Below are 261 nucleotides of genomic sequence, written 5' to 3'. Positions count from 1 at the left end.
TCCGCAGTAGCTCAGCGGTAGAGCTATCGGCTGTTAACCGATCGGTCGTAGGTTCGATTCCTACCTGCGGAGCCATTGGAGAGCTGTCCGAGTTGGCCGAAGGAGCACGATTGGAAATCGTGTATACGTCACAAGCGTATCAAGGGTTCGAATCCCTTGCTCTCCGCCATAAGGATTTATAATATTTGGCCCGTTGGTCAAGTGGTTAAGACACCGCCCTTTCACGGCGGTAACACGGGTTCGAATCCCGTACGGGTCACC

The 261-nt window shown here is 53.6% G+C and carries 3 tRNA genes; all 3 read left to right on the top strand.

What is annotated here, in order from left to right:
* The 3 genes from JDS98_RS29735 to JDS98_RS29725 all read left to right on the top strand — a co-directional run bounded on the left by JDS98_RS29735 (window position 1) and on the right by JDS98_RS29725 (window position 259).
* A tRNA-Asn gene (locus JDS98_RS29735) sits at window positions 1–75 on the top strand.
* Window positions 76–77: 2 nt separating this feature from the next.
* Window positions 78–169 (top strand) — tRNA-Ser (locus JDS98_RS29730).
* A gap of 18 nt (window positions 170–187) precedes the next feature.
* Window positions 188–259, top strand: a tRNA-Glu gene (locus JDS98_RS29725).
* Window positions 260–261: the final 2 nt, after the last annotated feature.

The sequence above is a fragment of the Bacillus cereus group sp. N11 genome (assembly GCF_016483605.1).
GTDB lineage: Bacteria > Bacillota > Bacilli > Bacillales > Bacillaceae_G > Bacillus_A > Bacillus_A toyonensis.
This window is presented reverse-complemented; position numbering and strand designations above follow the sequence as displayed.